At 34.9% G+C, this 24,963-nt stretch carries 23 protein-coding genes; 2 read left to right on the plus strand and 21 right to left on the minus strand.

Annotated elements, in window-relative coordinates; translation table 11 throughout:
• Window position 1 precedes the first annotated feature (1 nt).
• The 16 genes from QO263_RS02185 to ftcD all read right to left on the minus strand — a co-directional run bounded on the left by QO263_RS02185 (window position 2) and on the right by ftcD (window position 15,335).
• Window positions 2-475: a (2Fe-2S)-binding protein gene (locus QO263_RS02185; RefSeq protein ID WP_285625943.1), complete on the minus strand. Its 474-nt coding sequence runs from the start codon at window positions 473-475 to the stop codon at window positions 2-4.
• A 38-nt stretch (window positions 476-513) separates the two neighbouring features.
• Complete coding sequence (locus QO263_RS02190; protein ID WP_285625946.1) at window positions 514-1,377, minus strand: FAD binding domain-containing protein; 864 nt, start codon at window positions 1,375-1,377, stop codon at window positions 514-516.
• Between the two features lie 295 nt (window positions 1,378-1,672).
• The gene (locus QO263_RS02195; RefSeq protein WP_285625949.1) at window positions 1,673-2,995 is read right to left on the minus strand and encodes an NCS2 family permease; all 1,323 of its coding nucleotides are present in this window, start codon (window positions 2,993-2,995) and stop codon (window positions 1,673-1,675) included.
• 359 nt (window positions 2,996-3,354) lie between these two features.
• Window positions 3,355-5,169 carry an adenine deaminase gene (locus tag QO263_RS02200; protein WP_285625951.1) on the minus strand — a complete coding sequence of 605 codons (1,815 nt, stop codon included), beginning with the start codon at window positions 5,167-5,169 and terminating at the stop codon, window positions 3,355-3,357.
• 21 nt (window positions 5,170-5,190) lie between these two features.
• A complete protein-coding gene (locus tag QO263_RS02205; protein ID WP_285625953.1) occupies window positions 5,191-5,475 on the minus strand; it encodes a EutN/CcmL family microcompartment protein in 285 nt (94 codons plus the stop codon).
• A 17-nt stretch (window positions 5,476-5,492) separates the two neighbouring features.
• Window positions 5,493-6,326 carry a hypothetical protein gene (locus QO263_RS02210; RefSeq protein WP_285625956.1) on the minus strand — a complete coding sequence of 278 codons (834 nt, stop codon included), beginning with the start codon at window positions 6,324-6,326 and terminating at the stop codon, window positions 5,493-5,495.
• Window positions 6,327-6,392: 66 nt separating this feature from the next.
• Window positions 6,393-6,674, minus strand: coding sequence for a BMC domain-containing protein (locus tag QO263_RS02215; RefSeq protein WP_285629168.1), 282 nt, complete (start codon window positions 6,672-6,674; stop codon window positions 6,393-6,395).
• An 18-nt stretch (window positions 6,675-6,692) separates the two neighbouring features.
• Window positions 6,693-7,088, minus strand: a complete 396-nt coding sequence (locus QO263_RS02220; protein ID WP_352169239.1) for a BMC domain-containing protein — start codon at window positions 7,086-7,088, stop codon at window positions 6,693-6,695.
• Window positions 7,089-7,113: 25 nt separating this feature from the next.
• On the minus strand, window positions 7,114-7,629 hold the full coding sequence (locus QO263_RS02225) for a hypothetical protein (RefSeq protein WP_285625958.1): 516 nt from the start codon (window positions 7,627-7,629) through the stop codon (window positions 7,114-7,116).
• 19 nt (window positions 7,630-7,648) lie between these two features.
• The gene (locus QO263_RS02230; protein WP_285625961.1) at window positions 7,649-7,915 is read right to left on the minus strand and encodes a BMC domain-containing protein; all 267 of its coding nucleotides are present in this window, start codon (window positions 7,913-7,915) and stop codon (window positions 7,649-7,651) included.
• Window positions 7,916-7,934: 19 nt separating this feature from the next.
• On the minus strand, window positions 7,935-9,299 hold the full coding sequence (locus QO263_RS02235) for a UbiD family decarboxylase (RefSeq protein ID WP_285625964.1): 1,365 nt from the start codon (window positions 9,297-9,299) through the stop codon (window positions 7,935-7,937).
• A gap of 20 nt (window positions 9,300-9,319) precedes the next feature.
• On the minus strand, window positions 9,320-9,874 hold the full coding sequence (locus QO263_RS02240) for a UbiX family flavin prenyltransferase (RefSeq protein ID WP_285625966.1): 555 nt from the start codon (window positions 9,872-9,874) through the stop codon (window positions 9,320-9,322).
• A 193-nt stretch (window positions 9,875-10,067) separates the two neighbouring features.
• Window positions 10,068-10,679, minus strand: a complete 612-nt coding sequence (locus QO263_RS02245; RefSeq protein WP_285625969.1) for a cysteine hydrolase family protein — start codon at window positions 10,677-10,679, stop codon at window positions 10,068-10,070.
• A gap of 98 nt (window positions 10,680-10,777) precedes the next feature.
• Complete coding sequence (locus QO263_RS02250; protein WP_285625971.1) at window positions 10,778-12,376, minus strand: dihydroorotase; 1,599 nt, start codon at window positions 12,374-12,376, stop codon at window positions 10,778-10,780.
• A gap of 279 nt (window positions 12,377-12,655) precedes the next feature.
• Window positions 12,656-14,326: a formate--tetrahydrofolate ligase gene (locus QO263_RS02255; RefSeq protein ID WP_285625974.1), complete on the minus strand. Its 1,671-nt coding sequence runs from the start codon at window positions 14,324-14,326 to the stop codon at window positions 12,656-12,658.
• A gap of 64 nt (window positions 14,327-14,390) precedes the next feature.
• Window positions 14,391-15,335 carry a glutamate formimidoyltransferase gene (gene ftcD / locus QO263_RS02260; RefSeq protein WP_285625976.1) on the minus strand — a complete coding sequence of 315 codons (945 nt, stop codon included), beginning with the start codon at window positions 15,333-15,335 and terminating at the stop codon, window positions 14,391-14,393.
• Between the two features lie 805 nt (window positions 15,336-16,140).
• Here ftcD and QO263_RS02265 point away from each other — a divergent pair.
• Window positions 16,141-16,836 carry a cyclase family protein gene (locus tag QO263_RS02265; protein WP_285625979.1) on the plus strand — a complete coding sequence of 232 codons (696 nt, stop codon included), beginning with the start codon at window positions 16,141-16,143 and terminating at the stop codon, window positions 16,834-16,836.
• A gap of 25 nt (window positions 16,837-16,861) precedes the next feature.
• Here the strand turns inward: QO263_RS02265 and QO263_RS02270 are convergent, their stop codons facing one another.
• Window positions 16,862-18,535 carry a PucR family transcriptional regulator gene (locus tag QO263_RS02270; RefSeq protein WP_285625982.1) on the minus strand — a complete coding sequence of 558 codons (1,674 nt, stop codon included), beginning with the start codon at window positions 18,533-18,535 and terminating at the stop codon, window positions 16,862-16,864.
• Window positions 18,536-18,869: 334 nt separating this feature from the next.
• Window positions 18,870-19,508: a cyclodeaminase/cyclohydrolase family protein gene (locus QO263_RS02275; RefSeq protein ID WP_285625985.1), complete on the minus strand. Its 639-nt coding sequence runs from the start codon at window positions 19,506-19,508 to the stop codon at window positions 18,870-18,872.
• Between the two features lie 295 nt (window positions 19,509-19,803).
• On the opposite strand from QO263_RS02275, the gene QO263_RS02280 reads away from it, so the two are divergent.
• Window positions 19,804-20,616, plus strand: coding sequence for a formate/nitrite transporter family protein (locus QO263_RS02280; protein WP_285625988.1), 813 nt, complete (start codon window positions 19,804-19,806; stop codon window positions 20,614-20,616).
• A 45-nt stretch (window positions 20,617-20,661) separates the two neighbouring features.
• Here QO263_RS02280 and QO263_RS02285 read toward each other — a convergent pair whose 3' ends face one another.
• From QO263_RS02285 to QO263_RS02295, 3 genes are all read right to left on the minus strand, one after another.
• Window positions 20,662-20,886: a MoaD/ThiS family protein gene (locus tag QO263_RS02285; RefSeq protein WP_285629170.1), complete on the minus strand. Its 225-nt coding sequence runs from the start codon at window positions 20,884-20,886 to the stop codon at window positions 20,662-20,664.
• A 66-nt stretch (window positions 20,887-20,952) separates the two neighbouring features.
• Complete coding sequence (locus tag QO263_RS02290) at window positions 20,953-22,785, minus strand: aldehyde ferredoxin oxidoreductase family protein (RefSeq protein ID WP_285625991.1); 1,833 nt, start codon at window positions 22,783-22,785, stop codon at window positions 20,953-20,955.
• 199 nt (window positions 22,786-22,984) lie between these two features.
• Entirely contained in the window at window positions 22,985-24,922 is a 1,938-nt protein-coding gene (locus QO263_RS02295; protein WP_285625994.1) for a sigma-54-dependent Fis family transcriptional regulator, read from the minus strand.
• Window positions 24,923-24,963: the final 41 nt, after the last annotated feature.

Here is a 24,963-nt window from a genome sequence, read left to right on the forward strand (position 1 = left end):
TCTACTCCCCTCCTTGTAAATCTTTTGCAGCCTTCTCAATCGCATTCACAATTTTATTATAGCCAGTGCAACGACAAAGGTTTCCTGATATTGCCTCTCTTATTTCACTTCTATTTGGAGTAGGATTTTTGTCTAATAGTACTTTTGCTGATAACACCATTCCAGGTATGCAAAATCCGCATTGAACTGCACCTTCATCTAAAAAAGCCTGCTGGATGGGGTCAATTCCATTTTCATCTTCCATAGCTTCTATAGTGATTATTTCTTTCCCTTCGGCTTGAAAGGCCATTACAAGACATGAAGCCACCGTTTCTCCATCCATAATTACAGTACAAGCTCCGCATTCTCCTTCTCCACAGCCTTCCTTGGTTCCTAAAAAACCCAATTTATCCCTTATAACATCTATAAGTCTCATATCTTCTTCAATTTCCACTTTGTACATTTTTCTATTTACATTAAGTTCTATTGTTTTCATAGCTTTCACCTTCCCTCTGCAAAATGAATATATGAAATCTAACCATTAAAATTAATAGCATTGTTCAAAGCATTTCTTAACACACCTTTAACAGCTGCACTTTTAAACTCAACCGTCGATCTTCCAGCTAGTCTTTTGGCAACTTGTTGCTGCATAAAATTTACTCCTTCTTCAATGACTTCTTCATTTAGCACTTTATCCTTAAAGAATTGTTCAGTTTCTCTTTCTCTCATTCCAAATCTTCCCAGAGAGCCATTAGCTATTCTGATTTCCTTACAGATTTTTTCTTCATCAAATTCTATAAACACACTTGTGCATATCCTAGAAATGGCAAGCGCTTTCCTAAGGCCTAGTTTACTAAATGATAAAATCTCCTTATGACTTGGATTCTTAAACTTTACAGATACAAGTAGTTCGTCATCTCTTAAGGCAACCTTCCCCTTGTCTAAAAGCAATTCTTCTACTAAGACTTCTCTCTCTTCATGTTTGCTTTTTACTACTGCAACTGCATCTAGTGCTAAAAGTGGAGGGACTGTATCTGCTGCAGGAGAACCATTGCAAATGTTTCCTCCAATAGTTCCTTTGTTTCTAATCTGAGGTGAGCCTATAGAATGAGCAGCTTCCTTTAATCCTGCAAGTCTGCTGCTAAGTAATTTAGATTTTGCTATTTCTGTAAAGGTTGTAGCACCACCAATTTCAACTATTCCATTTTCTATTCTAATAAATGACATTTCCTTTATACTAGATACATCTATTAAGGCTTCAAAATTTGTCTTGCGATTTTTAATTTCTATAACTAAATCTGTACCTCCAGCAATAATTTTCCCTTTTCCTTTATATTGGTATAAAAGTTCAACTGCTTCTTGGATAGTCTCTGGCTTATGAACATATTTTATAGACATATATCCGTCCTCCTCAATTTCACTAGTAAAAATATTATAACCCCTCATATAATATATACCCAAAATATTAATTTGTTTTCTGTTAGCACACTTGATGTATAATTATTGTAAAACTATGATATGGCAATGTTTCGCTGATATAGTTTCGATTTTACAATAAAAAGTAAACTCAGAATATATGAAATAAGTGGGAAAATACTAAGGAATGTTCTGAACTCAATTTTCACCATAAATGGATGACATGAAAAGCTTATTTTAAAGCTCCGCTCCCTAGAAAGGGAGCGGAATTTTAATTCTAAAGGAAAATATATTTTAACACAAACAATATGGATAATATATAAACTACTGGTGATACTTCTTTTCCTCTTCCAGTTAAAAGCTTTAATACTGCATATGAAACCATACCAAATACTATACCTTCTGCAATACTATATGCTATTGGCATCATGATAATTGTTAAGAAAGCTGGTATAGCCTCTGTGAAATCATCTAGATCAATCTTCATAATTGGTGACATCATGAATAGTCCAACTATTACAAGTGCTGGAGCAGTAGCTGCAGTTGGTATAATACCAAATATAGGAGCAAGGAATAGTGCAAGTGCAAACAATATAGCTGATGTAAGCGCTGTAAGCCCTGTTCTACCACCTTCAGCAACTCCTGAAGCACTCTCTACATATGTTGTAACTGTACTTGTTCCTAAAAGTGCTCCTACAGTTGTACCAACAGCATCTGCAAACAATGCAGGCTTAACTCTTGGTAAAGTTCCTTTTTCATCAAGCATATCAGCTTTTGAAGCAACTCCCACTAGTGTTCCTATAGTATCAAATACGTCCACAAACAAGAATGTAAACATTACCACTAGCATATCAAGAGTAAATATTTCAGAGAAGTTTAATTTAAATGCAACTTTTGATAATGATGGTGGAAGTGAAACTAGATTATCAGGTATTGGTGTAACCCCAAGAGGTAAACCTATGACTGTGGAAATTAATATACCTATTAAAATAGCACCTCTAACCTTCTTATATAAAAGAATACCTGTAATTATGATTCCTAGTATAGCAACTATAGCAGCTGGTTCTGTAAGGCTTCCAAGTTTTACTAGAGTAGCATCATCTCCAACTATAATACCTGCTCCTTGGAATCCAATAAAAGCTATAAATAATCCAATACCAACTGAAACTGCATTCTTTAAGTTCATAGGTATTGCGTTTACTATTGCTTCACGTGCATTGACGAAAGACATTAAAATGAAAATAATACCTTCTAAGAATACTGCTGTTAAAGCAAATTCCCATGAGTGTCCCATAACCCCACAAACAGTAAAAGCAAAGAATGCATTTAGTCCCATTCCAGGAGCTAAAACAAATGGATAGTTAGCATAAAAAGCCATGATTAATGTAGCTATAATTGCTGATAATGCTGTAGCTGTAAATACTCCACCTTGGTCCATATTTGCAGCTGAAAGAATGTTAGGATTTACAGCTAAAATATAGCCCATTGTCATAAATGTAGTAATACCAGCGATGATTTCTGTCTTAACATTAGTTTTGTTCTCACTTAACTTAAATGTTCTCTCTAAGAAACCTGTTTGAGCATGCGAATTATTACTCATTATTAAACCCCCTATTTTTTATTTTTCCCTATAAAAATTCTTCCTTTGTAAAAAATATCTCTCTAGCAGCTACCCTCCTTTCTATATTCTATTATGCATATCTTAAGATAATTATTATCTTAAGATAGCTAATTAAGCAGTTAATGTTTTATTTATATCTGCTTAATTATAGCTTGTACACAATCGCTATTTCTTTAATTGCCATAAATAAGGTATATATAATAGTATGAATATTGTTATGACTAGTAAATGCATATCACTTTTATGCACTTACTAGTTATAGCAAGGAAAACGTTTTACCGTTATTATTTTTATGCCCAAGCTTCTACGTTAAGTGTAGAAGCTTGGGTCAGCAACCATTATCTAACTACTGGATCAAGGATCTCAAAGTTATCTACATCTATTAATCCCTTGTCGCTTATTTTCCACTTTGGACTTGTTGATAAAGCTAAGAATGACACATGCATAAATGGGGCATGTAGTGTTCCACCTAGCTGTTCTCTTACAGTTGACTCTAAGCTTGCTATCTTAGCGCTTACCTCTGGACCTGTTAATTCGTCTGTTATAAGTCCTCCAACTGGAAGTGCTAATTCATCTAAAACTCTTCCATTATTAGCAACAGCAACTCCACCGCCCATTTCTATAACTCTATTCACAGCAGCAACCATATCCCTTAAGTTAGTTCCTGTAACTGTTATATTATGAGTATCATGAGCAATTGATTGTGCAAATGCACCTTGCTTTAATCCAATTCCTTTAACCATAGTTTTACCGATGTTTCCGTTGCGTCCGTATCTCTCTATATTAGCTAAGTATATTACATCCTGTTTGACATCTGCTTCTACTATGCCTCTATTAACTCTAACCTGAGCTTCACCAGTTCCTGTTAAGTTTTGATCTGGTATTGCCTGAATGTATCTAACCGTAGCAGTATTTCCATCTGCTTTAATTTCTAAATCCTCTTCAGTTATAGGTGCTCTTTTTACTGAATTCTTAACTACATCTGGATAAGTATATTTTGGTAGATCTATTAATAGCTGCCCTTGGGAAGCTACTAATTCGCCTTTTATAAACACAGCTTCAACAGTCATTTCTTTTATATCACTAATAACTGCTATATCAGCTACTCTGCCTGGTAAAAGAGCTCCTCTATCGTTTAATCCCCAATAAGTTGCGGGATTTATTGTTGCCATTTGTATAGCTTCAATAGGGTCTACCCCTTCTCTTATTGTTCTTCTAATGATATCGTTCATATGGCCTGATTTTTCCAAATCTTCAGCTACCATATCATCTGTAACTAATATGAGTCTTCTTGAGTCAAGTCCTTCCTCTGTTACGGCTCTTATACACTCAGCCATATTTCTTTGAGTAGAGCCTTCCCTCATAAAGACGTATACACCCTGTCTTAGTTTTTCTACACACTCTTCTTTAGTTGTTGTTTCGTGGCAAGAACAAGTTCCTCCACAGCATATTATATGAGCCGCTAAATCTGCGCCAAACAATTCTGGAGCATTGCCATCAACTGGCTTTCCTATGCTTTTAGCATAAGTAGTTGATGTTAATAGGTCTGTTATTATTTCTGGTGTATTTTTATACACATGTTTAGCAAGAGAAAAACCCTGTAGCTCTCCTATACCAAATATATTTGGATAATTTAAGAGATCCTCCATGTCTTTAGAATTTATATCAACACCTGCTGTTTCTAATCTTGGTGCATCAGGAGTTAAAGCTGGAACCTGTAGCCTTACAAAATTTGGGACTACATTGCATTCATCAGCCATAGCTTTCATAGCTATTGGTCCTAGGGCATTACCGATCTCGTGTGGGTCAGCTATTAAAGTAGTGGTGCCAGATGGTATAGACAGCCTTGAGAACTCAGTAATAGTTAACATACTACTTTCAAAGTGCATATGTGAATCCATAAATCCCGGTGATAAATACAATCCTCTCACATCTACAACCTTTGTATCTGGTCCTATTAGCGATTGGCAGTCGCCAACAAGTACTATATATTCTCCTTTTATTGCAATATCTGCTGTATAGACTTCTCTCGTCATTACATTTATCACATTACCGTTATAAAGTACTATGTCAGCAAAATGCTTATCTGACATTAATACATCGATTAGCTCTCTATATTCCATTGCTTGTTTTATATCCTGTGGCTTTAACAAACTTTTGCCTCCTTTCCCTTGTTACTCATCAATAAGTTCTTTATATACATCCATATTATCCACTATACCTACAATAGCAGCATCGATTGCCGCATTTTTCTTATCTGCAGCATTTCTAGATGCAGTTCCGGTTGCATAAAATACTATCTCTCCTATGCCTGCACCTACTGTATCTACTGCTATAATAGGCTTTCCTGAAGGCTTAGAGTCTATATCAATAGGCTGTGTTATTAAAAGCTTGCTTCCTACTAGGCTTTCACTTTTTCTTGTTGCAACTACCGTACCTATAACCCTACCTAATTGCATTTTATCACTCCTTTATTCTAATGTCCCTTGATTATCCTTATTCCTAGTTCTTTTGCCCTGTCGTATGCTAGAGGAGTTATAATTGTTCCCATAGGTACAGTCACTTCATTGTTATTGGCTCTCATTTTAATTAAGTCTTTCTCTGTTATAACTTGACGAGAACTATGGTTTTCTTGTGCAACTGCATTTTGAGAGTTGTGAGTAGTAGTATTTTCAGGCATTGGGCTGTCCCTAAAAACATTTAGCATCTCCACAAGATAATCTTTTTTATCAATACCTTTTACTCCCATATTCTGAAGCTTTTCTACATAGTCATTCATAATCTGTTGAAGCATTGGTACCTTAGACTTATTTCCCCTATACTCAAGTACATTTTCAAAGTCCACAAGTATCTTTTTGCCATGCCATAAGCCTTGCCACAATAGAGTTGACACAAAGCAATCTTGTATTCCTAAGGCTAGTTTAGCAGCAGTGTCTTGGGTTGTCATAGGCACTATTATACCATCTACGCTTTCTAATATCTCTCCAAAAATCGGTTTATCTTTTTGTGTATACACCATATCTGCTTGCAGGGTAGATTTTATAGAGGCTATTCCTTGTATACCAATAATATCTTCCCCGTTTTCAGTTATGGCAATATCAAATGTAAAGCCGTAGCGCCTTGCTTTTGAAAGCTCTTTAAGTGATTCGTCAAGACCAAAATTAGTACCTGTGAACACAGCTAATACATGTCTATTTAAGTAAGGCTGATACTGATGTCTTAATCCAGCTACTTCCCTTGGGTTATATTCGACTTTTATCTTTTGTACTAATTGACTAACTATATCGCTAGTTTGATTATATTTATCCATGTTCTAACACCCCATAAGGTTTATGCTACTACATACTATTTAATAGTAGCTTTTACATAAAAGTCCTTATTCATAGTTCTTAAGTATTACTCTTTCAACTTCTGAGTGTGGTCTTGGTATTACGTGTACTGAATGTAACTCTCCTACATTTCTAGCAGCTTCTGCACCAGCATCTGTTGCAGCTTTAACTGCTCCAACATCTCCTCTTACCATAACAGTTACAAGACCGAAGCCTATTTTATCATATCCAACTAATGTAACATTAGCCGCTTTAACCATAGCATCTGCTGCCTCAACAGCTCCTACTAAACCTTTAGTTTCTACCATTCCTAACGCTTGACTCATTATTATTCCTCCCTTGATTAATTACTTTGTACTTGTTTTCTTTTTGCTTTCTTCTGTATTAGCTTTTTTATCTTCATTTTCCTCTTTTTTTGGTTCAGATTTTTTATTTTCTTTTTTAGTATTTAGATTTTTCTCAAATTCGCTAATTAACTTATCAACTTCTTCATGAGGTCTAGGTATTACATGACTAGATACAACCTTGCCAACTTTGTTACCAGCAGACACTCCAGCTTCAACAGCTGCTTTTACTGCTGCTACTTCTCCTGCAATGTTTATAGTAACACTTACAAGTTTGTCGACCCCAATTACCTTCTCAACTCCTACAAGCTTTACGTCCGCCGCCTTACTTGCAGCATCTAATGCTGTAATAGCTGCAGTTAATCCAACTACTTCGATTAATCCAAGAGCTGATTTCACAACTACACCTCCTTATTTCCTATCACTATAGTAAGGAGCCCTTTTTTCCTATTGAGTCCAAAGAAACCTTAGGAATATAAGCTTCTAAATTGTTGATAACTCCAGTTTTTATATATACATCTTTAGTATTATTCTGCTTTGCTGAATTTCCTACGTTATTTGCTTGATTATCATTTGGTTTCTTTATCCTGCCAGCTAAGTCATTTAAGGTCATCATAGTATTTGATTTAATGTCAGTAGCCTTGCTGCTTCCAGATTTAACTTTACCTTTAACCAAATCTCCAAGCTTAACCTTCTCAAAGGAATCTCCTCTATTGTTGTAATCTGCTGACTTAGATGATAAGCTAAGAGTCTCTAAGGTTTTGGAGGTTCCAGCTGCTCTATCCGAACTTTTTTTCATAACACTTAGCAATAGCTGCTCTTCTTTCTGACCTAGTGTTGATATAGAATAAGTATTTTTTGAATAATTACTTCTCGTATCAGCTATTTTACTATTCTGAGTAATATTATTCATAATTACTCTTGCTAATGGGTTAGCCATTTTATTCACCACCATTTAGCTATACTAGTATTTTATCTACTTCGTCATGAGGTCTAGCTATGACGTTTGTAGATATTATTTCTGCTAATCCCTTTACTACTTCTACTGCATTATCTACAGCTGCCTTTACTGCGGCTACTTCTCCTGATACTATTACAGCAACGACTCCAGAGCCGACAAAATTCACATCAACTATGTGTACATCAGCTGACTTAACCATAGTATCAGCTGCCTGTATAGCAGCGACTAAACTTCTGGTTTCTACCATACCTATGGCCTGTCTCATACTCTATTACCACCTTTAATTATTTTTTCATTTCTGGAAAGTACTTTTGAATGTCTATCTTTCCTTCAAATCCAGGAATCACTGCCATCTCATAAAAATGCGCATTCTCACCTAAAGGCTTTGTAGCATCAATTCCCATTTTATCCGTAACTCCACGAGCAACATGTGATGCTTCCAACCCCGAACCCAATGCTCCTGGCACTATAACTACATCTTGCGAAGCCTGAACTCTAGAAGCTAATGCTAGCTCTACGCTCTTTACATCATATATATCAATATCCTCATCTACTACAACTACATGCTTAATATCATAAAACGCACCGAATGCAGCTAATATTGCAGCCTTGCCATCTCCTTCTTTTTTCTTGTTTATTGAGATAATGGCATGTAATCTGCAACCACCACCTACTGTAATGTTTACATCCTTAACATCTACCATATTTTTAACAGCAGCATATAGCTCAGCCTCTCTAACAAGACCATTAGCGAGATGCTCCTCTCTACAAGGAAAAGCATGCTGAAATATTGGATTATTTCTATGCATAATAGTTCTAACTTCCATTACTGGATTTGGAGCTACTTCTCCATAGTAGTTCATTAATTCACCAAATGGTCCCTCTATTTCGCGTCTATTTGGAAGCAGTACACCCTCAAGAACCATTTCTGCATATGCAGGAACTTCTAAATCAACAGAATGACATTTAACAAGCTCAAGAGGTTCTCCCCTTAAAGCACTATCAACCTCGTATTTGTTAAGACCGTACTTTCTAGAACCAATCTGAGATGCTAATAGGAAAGTAGCGTCATATCCAAGTACTACTGCACATTCTAATGGCTTATTCATCTTTTCAAACTCAGCAAATTGCTCTCGTAGTGCTGGCGAATGTCCAGATATAAGTGCATTTATAATATTCCCTTTGTGAACTTGGAACCTTCTAACAGCCATGTGTGTATAGCCTGTTTCTGGGTCCCTTACTACAAACATACCTGCCGTTATAAAGCTTGATGCATCCTTACCATGTGAAGTAGGTACTGGCAACATTCTTTGTATATCGATATTTCTAGTAACTATATTTTCCTTTACTGGTCCATTATCTACTAGTCTTGCAGGCTGAGGATTTGCTATAGCATCCATATACTTAAATAGCCTTTCCTCAGGCGTAGTATCAGTCATCATATAGTAAAGCTCCCTATTTCCATAAAGGCCTCCTACTACAGGCATATCATATCCTTTGACTTTGTTGAACAATATAGGTTTTTCATTTTCAAAATATCTTAATACAGCCCCTAATTCAAATTTAGGGTCTACAGTTACATTACAAACCTCTAATTCTCTAAACTGCTCTAGCTTTCTTAGAGTCGCCCTTAGCATTTGTTTTTCCATGCTCTCCCTCCTTCCAAGTTTTATTCTCCCCATCTTTTGGATATGTTATGTTCTATATCAAGCTGGTCCAATACCTTGCCTACTATTGCACCTACAATATCTCCTATACTTTCAGGATGATTATAAAATCCAGGTGTCGGAGGTAGTATTGTTACTCCTGCCTGTGCTAATTTCAGCATATTTTCTAAATGTATAGTGCTAAGTGGGGTCTCTCTAGGAACTATTACTAGCTTCCTCTTCTCCTTTATTATAACATCTGCAGCTCTTGTTAACAAATTATCTGATATACCATGTGCAACGGATGCCACGGTTTTCATTGAAGAAGGAATAATCACCATTGCGTCTATTTTAAATGAACCACTTGCTATTGGTGCTGCAAAATTTTTATTATCATGATAATAAGTTGCTAATCCCTTTAATTCTTCAAGGCCTACTCCACATTCATGTTCAACTACATATTCGCCCATTGTAGTCACTACGAGATGAGTTTCTATGTTTAGCTCTTGAAGTACCTTTAAAAGCGCTACTCCATATATACCACCGCTGCCTCCAGAAATCCCAACGATTACTCTCATATGACATTTCCTCACTTTCTGCTATTAGCCAAATAAAATTAGGTCATAAAACAATACTTATTATTCAGGCACAAAAAGTCGTCTCTATATTTTTTAGTTGGCGACTTTTTGTATAAATAATAATATCTTTCTTTTCACTTAATTTGTTACGACTGCCCTAAGAGGGCAGTCATCACATTATTCTAATTTACAATTATTTAACTTTATTTTCTGGATCTCCTGCTCCTACCCATGGATCTAATCCTTTTTCAAATGCATCGATATATTCGTCTATAGTCATAACCTTTGTGAATATACTAAGATCTACTAATCCGTGTCTATGCTGTTCTTCAGTTTTTGAATGAACTCCATCACTTAATGTAATTACCTTATAAGCATTTGCTAAAGCATCTGCAGCAGTAGATCTAACACATACGTTAGTCCATACTCCAGTAACTACTACTGTATCTATACTTTCTTCTCTTAAATATAAATCTAAATCAGTATGCCAAAAAGCACTATGTCTTCTCTTAGGGATTATATACTCGCCCGCTTCTGGATAAAGCTCTTTAACGAAGTCTGAACCCCAAGTTCCTTTAACAGCATGTACAGGTCTTACCCTGAAGTCTGCATCTTTTTCTCTATGGGCTTCTTGAATATGCACTAATTGAACATCATCTTTTCCTTGAGCATTTCTTTCTCTTACCCATTTAAATAGTTTTTGAAGATTAGGAATTATCTCCTCTCCTCCTGGACATCTCAACGGAGCTTTTTCTCCTATGAAATCATTTAGCATATCTATAACTAATATCGCTTGTCTTGTCATTATATTTCTCTCCCTTTACTCTAATTTAAACGCTTTTATATTTCACCAGCTGAGGCCTATAGCCTAGTGTAGTCTTCAATTAATGACAGCCATTGTAATTAATATGTTATTGTTTTAGGTAAAACCTGTATGCTTTGTCTCTTAACAAATCTACCAAATCCAGGTTTTACTTGAATTCCCCTAATATCTCTTACATGCTTATCTATTACTTCTGGGTGTTCTTTTCTATAGCTTCTTTCGTATTCAGCACTGTACAAGTTAGGGAATTTCTCAAATATTTCTGCATATCTTTCTCTAACTCCTTCTGGGTACTCATGAACTATTCTTTGTAGTTCTTCATCTGTTAGTAATGTTAGTACACTTTCATCTACATCTTTATATACTAAATGCCCACGAACTATAGTCTTTACTACTCTTCCTTTTAGCTCCATTCCCTCAAGTGGAGTGTATCCGCACATTGAAGCTTGTTTCTTAGGATCTATAACCCATCTCTTATCAAGGTCTATAATAGTAAAGTCAGCATCTGAACCTATGTGTAGCGCACCCTTCTTTGGATATAAGCCGTAGTGTTTTGCAGCATTAGTTGATAAAATGTCCACTAACTTGCTTAGTGTAATTCTGCCTTTATTGTATCCTTCACTTACTATTACGGGCACCATTGTTTCAACACCTGGTATTCCTGGAAATGCTGTCCAAATATTCAGTCCTTCTTTTATCTTTTCACTTTCTAATTCATAAGGAGCATGGTCTGTAGCTATGAAATCTATACTGCCGTTCCTAATTCCTTCCCATTGCTCTTCGTTATCTCTTTTAGTTCTTAATGGCGGAGCAATTTTTGCATTTGCACCATGTATAGTCATAGATTCTTGATAATTTAATGTTAAATAATGAGGACAAGATTCTGAAGTTACATTTAAACCTTTCTTTTTAGCTTCTCCTACTAATTTAGCACCGATTCCAGTGCTCATATGAACTATGTGAAGTCTAGCACCTGAAGCTTCTGCAAAGCTAATACCTAGTTCTATAGCAACTTTCTCTGCTAATTCCATTCTTGCTTCTGCCCAAGCTGGACCATCCATACGTCCTTCTTTTTGGAACTCCTTAACATAGTAATCGCACATAGCAAAGTTTTCAGCGTGTATTCCTATTGGGAGACCTGTTTTAGCAACAGCTCTAAATGCTTCATACATTTCTGGGTCAGTAACTCTTGGATAAGTTGGAACTGACGGAGTCATATATACTTTAAAAGCAACTACTCCGTAATCTGCTTGTTCTTGGACATTGTGTAGCCATCCTTCTCTAACATCTTCCCCAGTAACTCCGCCCCACATAGCAAAGTCTACTACAGCCTGTGGCTGGCATACATCGATTTTCAGTTTTAATTCATCAACACTTCTAGCTGATGGAACTGAACAGCATGGCATATCTATGATTGTAGTTACTCCACCAGCAGCTGCTGCTGCTGTACCTGTTAAGAAATTTTCTCTATGAGGGAAACCTTGATACATGAAATGTGTATGTGAATCAATACATCCCGGTAAGGTTAAATGTCCCCCTGCATCTATAGTATCTTTAGCTTCTACTCCTTCAATACAGTCTGTAAAGCCTACTATTTTTTCATCTTTAACTAAAATATTAGTTAATGCAGTATTATCTCCTTGAGGGATTCTAGCATTTTTAAGAATCAAATCATACATTTCTATTTCCTCCTTCTTTTTTGTAATGAATTAGGAAAGCTCTACCCTATAACCTTTATAATCAAGAGCCTTCCTTAATGAATTTTAAGCAGATTGCCGAAATCTTTGATTTCGTGCAAGTCGCTTATTCAGTGGCTCAAGAAAAGCTTCTTTAATTTTAATTGCTTCAATTGGAAGACGTTATTAAGATTTACCAAATGTTAGCGTTTTCTTTGTTAACTTCAACAAACTGGAGAGGAACCTCCCCTCCAAGTCTGTTAGATTACATATATACTATTTTTAGAACAAACCAACAATAGTACCATCTGGAAGTATATCCATTTTGTTTGCTGCTGGTACTTTTGGTAGTCCTGGCATTGTCATTACTTCTCCTGTTAGGGCTACTATGAAGCCTGCTCCTGCTGATAGTCTTAGCTCTCTTACTGTTATTGTAAAGCCTGTTGGTCTTCCTAGTAGTGTTGCATCGTCTGATAGGGAGTATTGTGTTTTTGCCATACATATTGGCATCTTGTCTAACCCTAGTCCTTCTAATGTCTTTGCCATTTTTTCTGCGCCTTTTGTAAATGCTACTCCGTCTGCTCCGTATACTTCTTTTGCTATTTTTTCTATCTTTTCTTTTATTGTTTGGTCTACTTCGTATAGTAGCTTGAAGTTGGATTGTTTGTTTTCTACTACTTCTATTACTTTCTTTGCTAGTTCTATTCCTCCTTCTCCTCCTTTTGCCCATACGTCTGATATTGCTACTTCTGCTCCTAGTGCTTTTACTTTTTCAAATACTAAGTCTACTTCTGCTTGGGTGTCTGTCGGGAATTTGTTTATTGCTACTATTGATGGTACTCCAAATTTTGCTACGTTTTCTATATGCTTTTCTAGGTTTTCTATGCCTTTTTCTAGGGCTTTTAGGTTTTCTGTTCCTAGGTCTGCTTTTGCTACTCCTCCATGCATTTTTAATGCTCTTACTGTTGCTACTATTACTGCTGCTGCTGGTTTTAGTCCTGCGAATCTACATTTTATATCAAAGAATTTTTCTGCTCCTAGGTCTGCTCCGAAGCCTGCTTCTGTTATTGCGTAGTCTCCTAGTTTCATGGCCATTTTTGTTGCTAGTATGCTGTTACAGCCGTGTGCTATATTTGCAAATGGTCCTCCGTGAATTAGTGCTGGTGTGTTTTCTAGTGTTTGGACTAGGTTTGGTTTTATTGCGTCTTTTAGTATTAAAGCTAGTGCTCCTGTTGCTTCTAGGTCTTTTGCTCTTACTGGGTTTCCTTCTAGGTTGTATGCTACTACCATGTTGCCTAGTCTTTCTTTTAGATCTTCTAGGTCGTTTGATAGACATAGTATTGCCATTATTTCTGAGGCTACTGTTATGTCAAATCCATCTTGTCTTGGGACTCCGTCTGTTCTTCCTCCTAGACCGATTACTATGTTTCTTAGTGCTCGGTCGTTCATGTCTACTACTCTTTTCCATGCTATTTTTCTTGTGTCTATGTTTAATGCATTTCCTTGATGTATGTGATTGTCTAGTAGAGCTGCTAGTAGGCTGTGAGCTGATGTGATTGCATGGAAGTCTCCTGTAAAGTGTAGGTTTATGTCTTCCATTGGTACTACTTGTGCGTAGCCTCCGCCTGCTGCTCCTCCTTTTACTCCGAAGGATGGTCCTAGGGACGGTTCTCTTAGGGCTGTTATTGTTTTTTTGCCTAGTTTGTTTAGTCCCATGCTTAATCCTATGTTTGTTGTTGTTTTTCCTTCTCCTGCTGGTGTTGGGTTTATTGCTGTTACTAGTATTAATTTTCCGTCTGGTTTGTCTTTTAGTCTTTCGAATACGCTTAGGGATATTTTTGCTTTGTATTTTCCGTAATGCTCTAGTTCTTCATCTTGTATGCCTATTTGTTCTGCTATTTCTGATATGGGTTTCATTTTTGCTTCTTGTGCTATTTGTACGTCTGTTTTCACTAAGTATTCTCCTCCTCAGGTTTTATTGTTTTTTTATTTTTTCCTATGGCTGGCTATTCTTAGTTTATTCCATTAGGTGTGTTTCTAGTATTTGACTTCTTCTGAAGCCTTCTAGTCCTATATAGTATTCTAGTGAATTTATTAAGTATTCCATTTTTACTGGTCCTACTAGTTCTGAGCCTGTTACTGGGATTCCGTATCTTTTAGCTTCTTGTTTTACTAGTTCGTATACTCTATATATTGGAGTGTTTACACAGTCAAACATGTTTACTGATACTACTACTCCTTCTCTTTCTGGGAATTTGATTCCTACTGCTCTTGTTGTTGAGAATCCTCCGCTTGGTCCTCTTACTGCTTTTGCTATTTTCTTTGCTATTTCTAGATTTTCTGTTGCTAGGAATACGTTGTATGCTGTTAGTCCTTCTGCTTCTGCGCTTACTATTGTTGCTCCTGCTGTGCTTGATAGTAAGCCGTCTTTACTTAGGTCTGGTTTTCTTGATTCGTATTCTGCTGTTCTTTCTTTATCGTCTTTTGCTTCTATTAATAGTGCTTTTAGTCCTTCGTATTGTCCTTTTCTTATGAATGCTAATGCTCTTTTTTCTTCTGTTCTTGCGTTTTCTGCTGCGAAGAATATTGGCACTCCTGTTTTTTTATGTAGTTCTTCACCTATTTCTTCTGCTAGCTTTACGCATTCTTCTACTGTTATATTTTTAAATGGGAATAACGGAATTGTATCTTGTGCTCCTATTCTTGGATGTGTGCCTTTTTGTTCTTCCATGTTGATTAGTTCTATGGATTTTGCTGCCATATTAAGTAATGCTGTCTTCAGTGGTGATGGTTCTCCTATTATTGTAACTACTGTTCTGTTAAAGTCATGCTCTGGCTCATAGCTTACAAGCTTCACACCTTCTACTTTTCTTACCTCTTCTACTATTGCTTCTATTACATCTTTTCTTCTACCATCACTAAAATTAGGTACTGCTAAAATATACTGTTTTTCTAAAGACATTTGTTAGCCTCCTTTTCTATTTTAAAGTACTTTACAAGCATTTTTATGTTGTTTTTTCTCTAAATACAGCATTTAATATGCTTTAAGATTATAATACCATAAATAAGGCTCATTTACCTTTGTAATTTTTATATAAATCATAGAAGTTTCCGTAAGATTTTTAGCACCCTGTTTTGTATATCTTCTATAATGCTCTATTTTAAAATATTATCCTCTAAAAAAGTCTTGCAGCACAAATTTATTAGTTCGCTACCCTTCATAAATTTGGTCCTAATGGACACTCCTGTCATAAACTTTCCGAAAATTGAGTTAAGTCAAAAATTAATTTATATAGTTAAGATTTCCTTTTTTATTGCTATTTTCAACCTCACACTTTCTTTTGAAATAAAATCAGAATTAGATATTTGTAAATACTTTATGAATGAATTTTTTTGATTAAATAGTATAATGATATTCAATAGCCAAATTAAATAAATGACTTTGCCAAATAAACAAGTCAATATATTATGTTATAATATTGCCAAGGATTAAAGACTTCCAAAATATTATGTGCCAATTTTCAATATTAGATACAAGTATTTTGTTTATTCTTCTACCCCTTATTTAGTCAAAATATCTCATTGAATGTTTATTTTTATTGGTGGAAAATAGTATAAGTATGGATTTTTTAAGAAAGGCTTTTATATCGAAATATTAATACATTAAGGAAGCGTTTTGAAACCCATTTTCAAGGAAGGTTTACATTAAGTTAATCTAGGAATTTCCTAAAATGGGTTATAAATTAAAATATGAAAGGAGTATTAAAATGGGTTTAAAGCTAATTGATTTGACTCAAGACATTTACGAAGGAATGCCTCTGTTTGGAATCCATCAGAAAACATTTATTATGACAAATCAAACTCATGAGCAAAACCAAAAAGCTACTGGAAGTCCAACATTAGGATTTTATGCTAGAAATCTTCTCATGAGTGAACACTGTGGAACTCATAGTGATGCTGTCATAGAGTATAAGCCCGGAGGAGCAGATATTATTGAGATGCCTATAGATTACTTCTGGGGCAGTGCTATTTGTGTAGACCTAAGCCACATAAGATATCCTAACTATATAGAAGTAAAAGATTTAGAAAAGGCCTTAGCTAAATCTGGACAGACAATAGAAAAGGGAGATATATTCCTTATGTATACTGGCCTATACAACAGAAGCTACGGTACTCCAGATTATGAAAATTATTATACTGGCTTAAGCTATGAAGCGGCAAAATGGCTTGCGGAAAAAGGAGTAGTAAATATAGGAGTGGATTCACCAGCCATAGATCAAACACCAGACGATTTAACCTTTGCTGGACATTTAGTATGTGGAGAATATAATATAACTAATACTGAAAATCTTTGTAACTTGGATAAAGTAGTTAATAAACGTTTCTTATACTTTGGGCTTCCCCTAAGAATACGTGGAGGTACAGGCTCTCCTATAAGAGCAGTTGCACTATTAGAAGAATAGATCGAAGCGGCTATTTTTAGCCGCTTTATTTTTTTAACAATTGCTTAATTTTAAGTGCAATTTCTAGATTTAGTCTATCATTAGGATTTTCTAGACTCATTTTAGTTATTTCATTTATTCTCTGAATTCTATATAAAACTGTATTATAGTGAGTAAATAAAGAATCTGACATTTTCTTTAGATTTCCATTGTTTTCGAAATAGGAGCCAAGAGTTTTAACTAATTCAGTTGATTTCTTCTCATCATATTCAACTAAAGGCCTTAATGTGGAATTATAAAATTTAATTAACTCATTCTCTATATGGTCCTGACATAGTATTTTAAATATGCCTAAATTTTCAAAGTTTGTAATTGTTTTATTGTTTAATATCTTTCCAGTATTTATAGCTTTAACAGAATCAAGATAGCTATTGTTAAAGTTCTCTAAGCCTTCATAAGGTCGTCCGATTCCAATTCTAAAATCTAAATCTTTAAATTTGTCTATGATTTCCTCAAAGCCTTTATTAATCTCTTCTAATAAGGGCTCCATCAGTGTTTCCTTTTTCAAAGATAATAGAATCTGAATTCTTTCGGTTTTACTTACTACTATTGCATTTAGGCCTAGCTCTTTAATAATATTTCTTTCAAGCAAGTCGTGAATTTTTGTGATATACTGTTGGATTTGACTCGACGTTATATCTACCTTATTTGAAATTTCTTCTCTATTTTTTATTTTCAACGTTATGCTTACAAATTTATCTTTTCTATTAATATTAAAAAATGTAGCTCTTTCTATTGCTTTTTCTATCCTTTTTTCTTCCAAAGATATTAAGTCATCTAAAAATTCTGATTTGTATTTATTTTCAACTTCTCTTACAGAAAGCGCCTTTAATATTTCTAGAGCCATTGTCGTAGAAGCAATTTCAAGAACAGATAAGTCATATCCACCTAATGGAGTATTTATAGACCAGGCAACAATATGTCCATATATACTATCCTTAGCAACTATAGGAAAAACCATTCTTTTTATATATTTACCACCAATTAGCTCATTGCTCTCTTCTAATTTTTTCTCCTTTAATCTATCTGAAATAGGAGAAAAATATTTTTCAGCATTTTCTAATAAAAGCTCTTTTATTGAATCATCAACATAATCGAAGTCTGTAATTATCTCTTCTGGAAATTCAAATCTTACATAGACTGGATTCTTTACACTATCGCTTATTAATTTAACAATTTGACTTGTATTTGCTCCCCTTAGCATAGCATCCATGAATTGTTCATATATTTTCTCTATCTTTTTTAATAGATAGGCTTGTCTATTAAATATTTCATTAAATAAGGGAGTCATTATATCAGAAAGTGGTGTAGCATAGTATAAATCAATAATAGGGAAGTTTAGGTCATCTGCTAAGCTTATTACTTCTTCTGAAAGAGATTCTAAATATGGATATATTTTTATACCAATACCTGCTAGTTTCTTTTTAGAACACTCCCTAATAAGATTTTTTTGTTCTTCTATATTATCTTTTTTAAAAGAGTAGGCAGTAGTTAAGAGAAGCTCGCCCTCATCTACCCAGCTTAAAATATCAGGATCCGCCATAACATTAACTTTTGATATTGTATTTCTAATTCCTTTAAAGCCTGCAATAAGTTTACAATTTTTCATATATTCCATATTTAAAGCATCTTCTATGGTAATACCGTTTTGTCTGCCCATTTTTGTCCCCCCTTTAAAAGTTTTTTCAATTTCCCCAGTTTCGAAACACAAATTTGGTCCTAATGGACACTTCTATCATAAACCTACAACAGGATTGGTGCTCGTTGCGTTTGACCTACCAACGATTTTCTGATAGAAGCATTCAGAAAATCGGGTTAGGTCATTTTCCGCAGTCTCGCTACACAAATTTATTTGCTCGCTATCGCTCACATAAATTTGGTGCTCGTTGCGTTTGACCTACCAACGATTTTCTGATAGAAGCATTCAGAAAATCGGGTTAGGTCATAAAAGTAAGGAGGTATACATTATGCCTCCTTACACGATAGTTCTATTATTATATCAATTTAGAATATACTATTTTTAATGTTTCTTCTTTAAGATCTTTTCCTTCTTTAAGTATTACATCGCATTGCTTTCTAAATTCACCTACATAAGCTGCATCGCTTATTCCGCCTAGATTGATTAAAACATTAAATAATGCTCCTTCTAAACCAGCACATGCTAATAAAGCTCCAACTCCTACGTCGGTAATTGCATTTGGATTTCCATAGTCTGCAAATACTTTTTGAAGCTTTAATACTTCTAATGACTCTTTAGCTGCATCAAGGGGGACTTCCATTGCTTTCTTCAGTGCTGCTTCCATTGCTGCTTTTCTAGCAGCCTTTTCTTCTTCCGTTTCCTTTGGAAGCTTCATTGCATCCATGTAATCATTAAAGGCTGTTGTATCTTCATCAATTAGTTCGTTTAATCTTTCTACATGCTTAATAATCTTTTCGAAATTTGTGTCTAGTTGAGCTTTTTGATTATCTTCTAAAGCATTATACGACTTTCTGCCAATAGTTAAATTACCAACCATTGATGTCAATGCTGCACCTAAACTACTTGCTAAAGCTGATACACTTCCACCACCTGGAGCAGGCTCTTTGCTCGCCACAGCAGCAACAAAATCTTTAACTGTTTTTTCTACTAGCATCTTATTCCTCCTTATGTACTATACTTTTTATTATTATTTATTAAATTACTACAATATATTCACATATTAGCATAAACTTTGGACAAAGTCTATGTATATTTTCTACAGTGAATGTGAATTAATTGCTACATTCAATGAAGTGGGAGCCTCTTGGTCAATAGTATTATATTTTTCTTTTTTTCTTGTATACTAAATTTTTTACATTTTCTGAATATACTTGTAAATTGCTAGTTATTATGTTATATTGTTGACAGATAAAGTATCGATAGTTTAGCAATATATAGGAGGTTTTTTTATGTCAAAAGCATTTTTATCACCAGGAGAGATTGCTGAGGCTACTATTGCTACAGGAGTTAAAAAAGCAAATCATTCTACTGTCAATATGATTATTCTAGGTATACTCGCAGGATTATTTATTAGTATTGGTGGGCATGCAGATATAACTATAATGCAAACATTTACTGATATCGATATAGGAATTACTAAATTTCTTGGGGGAGCTGTGTTTCCTGTGGGGCTGCTATTAGTTGTCGTTGCAGGAGGAGAGCTATTTACAGGCAACTGTCTCATGACTATGGCTTTGGTTGATAAAAAAATAACACTTAACCAAATGCTCAAGAATTGGAGTCTTGTATATTTAGGAAATTTTATTGGGTCAATTATTTTCGCAGCTTCTTTAGTTTTTGCTGGTGCATACAAGTTAGGAGGTCCAATGGCTGAAACAGCCCTTACTATAGCTACTGGAAAAATGTCTGCCTCAGTTGCCCAGATAATTGTAAAGGGCATATATGCTAACATCCTCGTTTGTCTTGCTGTATGGTTAGCATATGGGGCACAGGATATTGCATCAAAAACCATAGCTATGTGGTTTCCCGTAATGACCTTTGTTATGCTTGGTTTTGAGCACAGTATTGCAAATATGTTCTTCCTTCCCCTTGCAAAGTTTTTAGGCTTTGAGGTCTCATGGGCGCAAATGTGGTTACACAACATCATACCAGCTACAATAGGAAACATTATAGGTGGAGGAATAGTAATTCCGCTATTATATTATATAGTCTACATATTACCTCAGCGTAAGGCTGACATTAAAAGCAAATCAAGGGCTTAAAATTATTAATAAATAAAAAAGTGGCTAAATATAAAGGCCACTTTTTTATCCTCCACCCACTGGTGGAAATAATGCAACAATATCTCCGTTTTTAAGCTTTCTGTCTGAAGGACCATCTCGTCCATTGAGAAGAAGTATGCTTACTTCTTCTTCTTTTATGTTTAGCATATCTAGAACATTAGAAATTTCTGTGCCCTCTGCCAATGTTATAATTTGCTTTTTCTCTCTTCCCTCTCTAAAATATGCAAACAATCTTACTTCGACATTAATCATATTCTCACCTGCCATTCCCTATGGTGAATTAAAAAATCACTTTTTCTTACTTAAGGACTCGAATTAAGCTTGAGCAAGTCTTGAGTATTTTATATATTCTTCTAACCCCAATCTTTTTAAAGTTTCCTCAGTAGGTATACCTTCTTTATTCCAGCCTCTAGCTGCATAATATTCAGGTAAAAGTTCATTGAGATGATGAACATGACCCTTAGAAGGTCCGCCAGGTATAGGTTCCTCAAGTAACCTCTTTGGTAACTTATCCTCTGAACTTGATATACCTGCCTCTAGGTTAAATAGCTTCTCTAGATTCCATATTCTTTCCCCTGCTTCAAGTAAGGTTTCATCATTGTATATATCTCCACAAACTGCATTATACATTTCTACATAATCATGTAATCCTAAACCAAAGGTAGTAAATAAACATAAGCCTATGGAGTCTATTACAGCAGTTAGGTCATGAAATACCTTAGTATAGGCTGGTTTTCCTTCTAAAGCCAGTCTGTCTAGCTTCTCAGGATATCCAAGGATTTCTGGGTTAATCATATATCCTTTAATATGACATCCCCCTCTATTATTTACCGCATAATTTATTCCATGTCCTTGAATCCCTCTTGGGTCATAGGCAGGAAGTTCCTGTTTCTTAACTGTCATAGATATTTCTGGAGCACCATAAGATTCCGCTAATCTATACGAACCTAGTGCTAATTTTGCTCCAAAGCCCTCCTTTAATCCCATTTTTTTAACCCAACCTGTAATAGCTTTCGAATCTCCCCAATTTAAGCTTAGTCCATCTCCTTCAATTTCCTCATCCTTAATATATCCTCTTTGATATAGCTCCATAGCAGCAGCTATAGTTGCACCAGCTGAAATAGTGTCTAATCCAAATTCATTGCACAGCATATTGGCCTCATTTATTGCATTGTAATCAAATATTCCACAATCTGCACCAAAGGACCAAATAGTTTCATACTCTGGTCCACCTACTATACTGCCATCAGCTAGTTTTACAACTCTACCACAAGCTATAGGGCACCTAAAACATGCATTTTTCCTTACTAAGTATTTTTCTGTTAAAGTTTCACCACTTATTAAATCAGCATTATCAGTATAAGCTTCCTGGTAATTTTTTACTGGGAATACGCCATTTTCATTTATAATATTTACAAGAATAGCTGTACCATAAGATGGCAATCCCTGTCCTGCTACAGGATCTTCTCTTAAAATCTTTATTTTTTGCGAAGATACATTTTTTACTCTTTCTTCATCAAACACATTAATCTTATTTGTTCCTTTCACTACTACTGCCTTTAAATTTTTGGATCCCATAACTGCTCCTACTCCTCCACGACCTGCTGCTCTGTCCACGTCGTTTATTACAGCAGAAATAAGTGAAAGGTTTTCCCCTGCAGGACCTATACATAATACCTTGGAATCTTTTATTTCATTTTGTAAAATCTCAGTAGTCTCCTCTGAGGTTTTACCCCATACATGAGCTGCATCTCTTATTTCAACTCTATCGTCCTCAATACTCAAATAAACTGGCTTATCTGCTTTACCCTCAAATATTATCATGTCATGCCCAGTTGCTTTAAAATCAGCTCCCCATTTACCTCCAGAGTTAGCTATTGCTATTCCCCCTGTTAGTGGAGACTTAGTGATAACCATATATCTTCCGCTTGTAGGTACAGGTGCTCCAGTCAATGCTCCAGCTGCAATTATAAACTTATTGTCTGGACTTAATGGATCTACCTTTGGATTCACTTCATCAATGAGTGTCTTTACTCCTAATCCTCTAGAGCCCAAATATTTTTGTGCTACCTTTAGATCTAAAGCTTCTGATTCAATTTTTCTTTTGCTTAAATTTACTCTTAAAACTTTTCCCATGTAGCCGTACATACACATCCTCCTCTATATTTATTTTGTTCCATTCTTGATATATTAAGCAATTAAGTATGCTAAAACTTAGCGATCTAGCTATCTTTAACTTAAATTGCATAAATCATGCCAACCAAAAAAGACCCTATGATAGCAGTGTTTATCATAAAGCCTTTTTAGGTGTCTCATTATGGAACATTTTATAAAGAATAAGGTGTGCCTAAATGGAACACTGTTCTATATTAGAGCAATCAATGTTATGTTTTTCTAGCTTTCTATATAATGTATTTCTTCCTATGCCAAGTGTTTTAGCAGTCAAAGTAATATTGCCTGAACATTTTTTTAAAGCTTTAATTATTTGCTGTTTCTCAGCATGTTCTAGAGTCATTTCCTCTTGATTGCCTTCTTCATAATCATTTTCTTCATAACTCAACTCTTTTTTATGAGGGCTATTCTCTTTAAAAGGAATAGAGACACATTCTGTGTTAATTATTAGTTCTACAAAATTCTCTAGCTCTCTTACATTACCATACCAATCATGTTTCTTTAAAACTATCATCTGTTCGTCGGAAATATATACTTCTTTTTTATTAAGTCTCCTAGATATTCTCTTCATAAAATAATCTATTAAAAGAGGAATATCTTCTCTTCTTTCTCTTAGTGGAGGTAATTTTACAGGCAAAACATTAAGCCTATAAAATAGATCTTTTCTAAAGTTTCCTTTTAATACTTCATTTTGTAAATCTTTATTACTAGCTGCAATAATTCTTACATCCACTATTATCTCATTTGTTCCTCCTATTCGAGATACTGTTCCTTCTTCTATTACCCTTAGTAATCTTGTCTGCATGTCTAATGGCATCTCAGCTATTTCATCTAAAAATATGGTCCCTCCATCTGCGATTTCAAATTTACCAGGATGCCCGCTTCTCTTAGCTCCAGTAAAAGCTCCTTCTTCATATCCAAAAAGCTCTGATTCTATTAAATTTCTAGGTATGGCCCCGCAGTTAATAGCTACAAAAGCTTCCTCTCGTCTATTACTATAATTGTGTATAGACTGAGCTAAAACCTCTTTACCAGTACCGCTTTCTCCTGTTATTAGTATAGTAGATTTACTATCTGCAACCTTTTTAGCAAATTCCATCACATTCTTGAATTTCTCGTTATTTCCTATAATCTTGTCAAAGGTATATATGGCTTGTCTGCCCATTATCTTATTAGCTAATCTTCTAACCTTTTTAACTTCACTAAATACATAAATAATATCAACTATTTCTTCATTATGATCTAATACTGGATAGGCGCTTAAATTAAATTGAAGCTTATTAGTTTTAGCATTAACAAAAACCTCTTCATCAGTAAAGGATTTTTTAGAATGAATTATATTCTTTAAGGTCGGCCATCCTTTAAATAGCTCTGATATAATCATTCTTTTCATTTCATCATAGCCATACCCAAACATTTCTACAGCATGTTTATTTACTCCTTTTATATTACCATCCAAATCAGAGGTTATTATCCCCATAGGCATGGAGTCTATAATTGTTTCAATATAGTTTTTAGATATCATTAGTTTATGACTGTATTCCTCTATTTCAAATATCTTTTCTATTGCTTTAACTGCTGCTACCACCATTCCAAGAGTATGTGGATGAACAAAGTCAGTATACCCAGTGAGATCAAGACTTCCTATTACTTTGCCGTTATTGTCCATAATAGGGCTAGCAGAGCAAGTCCATCTATGATAGGCAGCTATATAGTGTTCTTCTCCTGTGACTTGAACAGGCTTTTTTTCGTGCAATGCAACACTCATGGCATTTGTCCCTATATTGGATTCGTCCATGAAGGCGCCTGGAGTCATCTTTAAATCAAATGCTTCTGATAATATTTCCTCATGACCTATAACACTTAATATGCATCCCTCTGCATCCGTAAGTATAGTAAAAAAGCTTGCTCCTTTTAAAATACTATGCAATTGATTTATAAAAGGCTCTGAAATGAGTATTAATTCCCTATTCTTTAGCAGCCTTGCTTGTAATTCTTCTTCACATATTATTCTATTACTAATTCTTTGATCCTTCCTAATCCCACTTTTTTTGCTTCTTTCATGTGAAGACATTATATATTCTTTTTTAATATTACCTGCTGATACAGTCATGTTCTTCACCCTTTACATATTTAACTTGATGTATTAGTTAA

It is taken from the genome of Proteiniborus sp. MB09-C3 (genome assembly GCF_030263895.1).
Lineage (GTDB): Bacteria > Bacillota > Clostridia > Tissierellales > Proteiniboraceae > Proteiniborus.

Coding starts and splice junctions, on each gene's coding strand:
- QO263_RS02275 (WP_285625985.1), bottom strand. CDS start 19,508: ATGCTAGTAGAAAAAACAGTTAAAGATTTTGTTGCTGCTGTGGCGAGC.
- QO263_RS02240 (WP_285625966.1), bottom strand. CDS start 9,874: ATGAGAGTAATCGTTGGGATTTCTGGAGGCAGCGGTGGTATATATGGA.
- QO263_RS02245 (WP_285625969.1), bottom strand. CDS start 10,679: ATGACAAGACAAGCGATATTAGTTATAGATATGCTAAATGATTTCATA.
- QO263_RS02250 (WP_285625971.1), bottom strand. CDS start 12,376: ATGTATGATTTGATTCTTAAAAATGCTAGAATCCCTCAAGGAGATAAT.
- QO263_RS02230 (WP_285625961.1), bottom strand. CDS start 7,915: ATGAGACAGGCCATAGGTATGGTAGAAACCAGAAGTTTAGTCGCTGCT.
- QO263_RS02295 (WP_285625994.1), bottom strand. CDS start 24,922: ATGACTGTATCAGCAGGTAATATTAAAAAAGAATATATAATGTCTTCA.
- QO263_RS02210 (WP_285625956.1), bottom strand. CDS start 6,326: ATGGATAAATATAATCAAACTAGCGATATAGTTAGTCAATTAGTACAA.
- QO263_RS02190 (WP_285625946.1), bottom strand. CDS start 1,377: ATGTCTATAAAATATGTTCATAAGCCAGAGACTATCCAAGAAGCAGTT.
- QO263_RS02185 (WP_285625943.1), bottom strand. CDS start 475: ATGAAAACAATAGAACTTAATGTAAATAGAAAAATGTACAAAGTGGAA.
- QO263_RS02290 (WP_285625991.1), bottom strand. CDS start 22,785: ATGTACGGCTACATGGGAAAAGTTTTAAGAGTAAATTTAAGCAAAAGA.
- QO263_RS02280 (WP_285625988.1), top strand. CDS start 19,804: ATGTCAAAAGCATTTTTATCACCAGGAGAGATTGCTGAGGCTACTATT.
- QO263_RS02265 (WP_285625979.1), top strand. CDS start 16,141: ATGGGTTTAAAGCTAATTGATTTGACTCAAGACATTTACGAAGGAATG.
- QO263_RS02270 (WP_285625982.1), bottom strand. CDS start 18,535: ATGGGCAGACAAAACGGTATTACCATAGAAGATGCTTTAAATATGGAA.
- ftcD (WP_285625976.1), bottom strand. CDS start 15,335: ATGTCTTTAGAAAAACAGTATATTTTAGCAGTACCTAATTTTAGTGAT.
- QO263_RS02195 (WP_285625949.1), bottom strand. CDS start 2,995: ATGAGTAATAATTCGCATGCTCAAACAGGTTTCTTAGAGAGAACATTT.
- QO263_RS02205 (WP_285625953.1), bottom strand. CDS start 5,475: ATGCAATTAGGTAGGGTTATAGGTACGGTAGTTGCAACAAGAAAAAGT.
- QO263_RS02225 (WP_285625958.1), bottom strand. CDS start 7,629: ATGGCTAACCCATTAGCAAGAGTAATTATGAATAATATTACTCAGAAT.
- QO263_RS02235 (WP_285625964.1), bottom strand. CDS start 9,299: ATGGAAAAACAAATGCTAAGGGCGACTCTAAGAAAGCTAGAGCAGTTT.